Annotated in this window: 6 protein-coding genes; 5 read left to right on the top strand and 1 reads right to left on the bottom strand. The window is 46.0% G+C overall.

Annotated elements, in window-relative coordinates; genetic code table 11:
- Nucleotides 1–37: 37 nt before the first annotated feature.
- Genes NKMY2_RS00030 through NKMY2_RS00015 form a run of 4 tightly spaced genes read left to right on the top strand, consistent with a single transcriptional unit; the run spans nt 38 to nt 1,583 of the window.
- Complete coding sequence (locus NKMY2_RS00030; protein ID WP_042683544.1) at nt 38–448, top strand: EVE domain-containing protein; 411 nt, start codon at nt 38–40, stop codon at nt 446–448.
- A 47-nt stretch (nt 449–495) separates the two neighbouring features.
- The gene (locus NKMY2_RS00025; RefSeq protein ID WP_042683546.1) at nt 496–735 is read left to right on the top strand and encodes an Lrp/AsnC family transcriptional regulator; all 240 of its coding nucleotides are present in this window, start codon (nt 496–498) and stop codon (nt 733–735) included.
- 18 nt (nt 736–753) lie between these two features.
- Complete coding sequence (locus NKMY2_RS00020) at nt 754–1,323, top strand: hypothetical protein (RefSeq protein WP_042683543.1); 570 nt, start codon at nt 754–756, stop codon at nt 1,321–1,323.
- Nucleotides 1,324–1,364: 41 nt separating this feature from the next.
- Complete coding sequence (locus NKMY2_RS00015; protein WP_052347414.1) at nt 1,365–1,583, top strand: hypothetical protein; 219 nt, start codon at nt 1,365–1,367, stop codon at nt 1,581–1,583.
- On the opposite strand, the gene NKMY2_RS00010 is transcribed toward NKMY2_RS00015, so the two are convergent.
- On the bottom strand, nt 1,580–2,215 hold the full coding sequence (locus NKMY2_RS00010; protein ID WP_042683542.1) for a hypothetical protein: 636 nt from the start codon (nt 2,213–2,215) through the stop codon (nt 1,580–1,582). The two genes, NKMY2_RS00015 and NKMY2_RS00010, sit on opposite strands and share 4 nt — an antisense overlap.
- A 187-nt stretch (nt 2,216–2,402) precedes the next feature.
- Here NKMY2_RS00010 and NKMY2_RS00005 point away from each other — a divergent pair.
- Nucleotides 2,403–2,911 (top strand): aconitase family protein (locus NKMY2_RS00005; protein WP_042683541.1); only part of this gene is annotated, 509 nt, incomplete at its 3' end.

Genomic DNA, 2,911 nt, shown 5'->3' with positions numbered 1-2,911 from the left:
TAAAAGAAATATTAGTTTTGAAAAAATCTCTGATATCATGGTGAACTACTGGCTTGGAAAGCAGGAGCCAAGCTCCTACAACTTTGACTCGCTTGAAAAGGAAAAGAAAACCTCGTGGGACGACGTCCACAATAATCTGGCGCTAAAGCACATGAGGGAAATGAAGAAAGGCGATCTTGCATTTTTCTACCACACAGGAGGCGAGCGGCAGATAGTCGGGATAATGGAGGTAACATCCGAGCCGTACCCGAACCCGAAGGAAAAAAATCCGCGATTCATCACAGTTGACGTGAAATTCAAAAAGCGACTTGCAAGACCTGTCACGCTAGATGAGATGAAGGAAAATGCCAAGTTTGCAAGCTGGGACCTGTTGCGGATATCTCGGCTCTCCGTGATGCCGGTTCCGCCTAAAATCTGGGACGAAATCATCAAAATTTCCCAAAAATAGAAACAGCGATAGCTTTATTGATATATCCCGAGGTGTATATCTTAATCATGGCAACAGCTTATGTTTTAATAAACTGCGAACTTGGATCTGAAGAAGCGATCATAAAGCAACTCAAATCCCTGGAAGGAGTAAAAGAAGTTCACGGCACATTCGGTGCATACGACATCTTGGCCAAAATCGAGTCTCCAACAGTCGAGGCGCTACGCGAGACCATCACATGGAAGATTCGAAAGATAGAGAAAATCCGATCTACACTGACCCTGATGGGTATTGAAGGCCAATCTTAATCATTTCTTTTTCTTGTCATGCTCTTACATTTTGTATTTGTCATAAATAGGGACGATCTAGGAAAGCGCGACTCTGAGTTTGAGTACGTAAAGTCCATGGCGCAGTTTTACAAAAAATGGATAAAGGACGTTTTTTCCGAGGACGTCGACGTGCAGTGCGATGAGATGGTCACAGGAAAGGCAAGCATTTTACGAAAGATAGACATCAGCGCGCTGCTGGAGGATCACAGGATGCGCGGCGCAGACACGTTCCATTTCTACCTGAGCCACTTTCGCCCCCTGTGGACTGACTGCACGTGCGAGGGGTACTATGCTGACAACTTTGGCATGACCCTGTGGCAAAAGCCAAAGGACGAAAACGACATTTTGTTTCTGGCAGAAAAAAACTGCACGCTTGTATCACACGAACTGTCGCACGTGTTTTTGCTGAAAAAGAAATTCAAAAAGCACGCAGAGACAATCCACGACGTGTGGTCGCAGCACACGTTTAACAATCTGCCCTTTGAGCACTATGACAAGAACTTTGAGAAAACAAAGGGCGCGCCGTATTTCATGACGATTGACTCGACCGGCTTTGGGTCATTATAGAATCACCTGCCTCTTTAATTTTCACAACTCCTAACGGTATCATGCTGGTGTGCAAGGGAGTATGCAAGACAAAGTATTCCGAGTTTCTAGGCGAGATATCGCTCAGGTACAACGGGCAGAAAAGGTGCGGGGTGTGCGACATCTACCTGAGGTGGAGCGATGCAAAGTGCCCCTGCTGCAATTCCATTTTGCATGTAAGGCCAAGGCACTCTAGGGCAAAAACGAAATATTATGAGAGCAAGGGTGTGCAGTGGATTTAGGTGCACTTGGTGACAGAGTAAATTCTGTTCTCAAAGTTTGCAGTCTTGATGTCAAGCCTTGACTCTGCGTCTGTCTTTCTGGTCTTGCTGAGTCTTTCCAGTTCTACCAGGGAATCGCCCTTGAAGCCGACTGATGTGCCAAAGATTGCGTCAGTTAGCATTGTTCCGTGGTCGCCTTTTTTGACATCATCTATTATATCATAAAACTTGATTGCCTCTCTTTTTTGGACCGGGGTTCCGGTGGACTTGTTAAACGCAACTGCAATGTACATGCCGTTGTTTTTTACTGCGACTGGGATCTTGTGGTTTTTTCCAGACGCGCCTGGAATCGACTCGTTGATCAGAATATCGCACTTGTGGTACATGCTGGACACGTACGCAAAAAACCTGTAGTCTGCAAACTTGCCTGCCTCGTCGCTTTCGCAGTCGATGAAAATCTTGTGCAGCATTGTGAGAGCCGTGTCGTTCATGCTCTGCAGCCTGTCATCGAGCCTGCCGCGCTCCAACAGATCAGAGCCGCACTCTTTGGCTATTTTTTTTAGAATGAAATCAGGAAGATTGTAATTTTTCAGTGCCGCGATAAACGCGCCTGCTTGCGAATTGCCAAAAGCTGGAAAGCCCTTATTGACCAAACGCGTACCCCCAAGTAAGCAACAAATGAACCATAACTGATACCATATATAAGAAATGGTTTTTCGCTTATAACTGTTAGCAAAATTCAGAAAACCAAGCTGAAAAATTATTTTCGTGCATGTGCTTTCCAAATTTGGAAATTAAAATGTCTGATACGATTTATAACTAATTATTCCGAAACAACATATGTTGCAAATAGAAACCACTCCCGATCTCGTACTTTCAGTTTATGAAAAATTAGAAAAAAATATTTCAAAGTTTCGCGCACTTGTGAACCGCCCCCTGACGCTGAGCGAAAAAATTCTTGTAGGGCACCTGGCAGAAATCGGCGACGAGCCAAAGCGCGGGGAAAGCTATGTGTTTTTGAATCCAGACAGGGTGGCACTGCAGGATGTCACGGGGCAGACAGTTATGCTAGAGTTCATGCAGGCAGGACTGCTCCAGACAAAGATTCCAACTACCGTCCACTGCGATCATTTGATCCAGGCAAGAGTTGATGCGGAATCTGACACCAAGGCTGCCATATACGAGAACAACGAGGTGTACAAGTTTTTGGAGTCGGCGTCTCGAAAGTATGGCGCGGGATTCTGGAAGCCGGGCGCAGGAATAATCCACCAGGTTGTTCTTGAGAACTATGCGTTCCCGGGCGGACTGATGATTGGGACTGACTCGCACACCCCAAACGCGGGAGGACT

Origin of the sequence: Candidatus Nitrosotenuis chungbukensis, from assembly GCF_000685395.1 — an archaeon.
GTDB lineage: Archaea > Thermoproteota > Nitrososphaeria > Nitrososphaerales > Nitrosopumilaceae > Nitrosotenuis > Nitrosotenuis chungbukensis.
This window is presented reverse-complemented; position numbering and strand designations above follow the sequence as displayed.

Bases quoted from the DNA above. Each gene is read 5' to 3' on its own strand.
- NKMY2_RS00030 (WP_042683544.1), top strand. From the start codon at position 38: ATGGTGAACTACTGGCTTGGAAAGCAGGAGCCAAGCTCCTACAACTTT.
- NKMY2_RS00020 (WP_042683543.1), top strand. From the start codon at position 754: ATGCTCTTACATTTTGTATTTGTCATAAATAGGGACGATCTAGGAAAG.
- NKMY2_RS00015 (WP_052347414.1), top strand. From the start codon at position 1,365: ATGCTGGTGTGCAAGGGAGTATGCAAGACAAAGTATTCCGAGTTTCTA.
- NKMY2_RS00025 (WP_042683546.1), top strand. From the start codon at position 496: ATGGCAACAGCTTATGTTTTAATAAACTGCGAACTTGGATCTGAAGAA.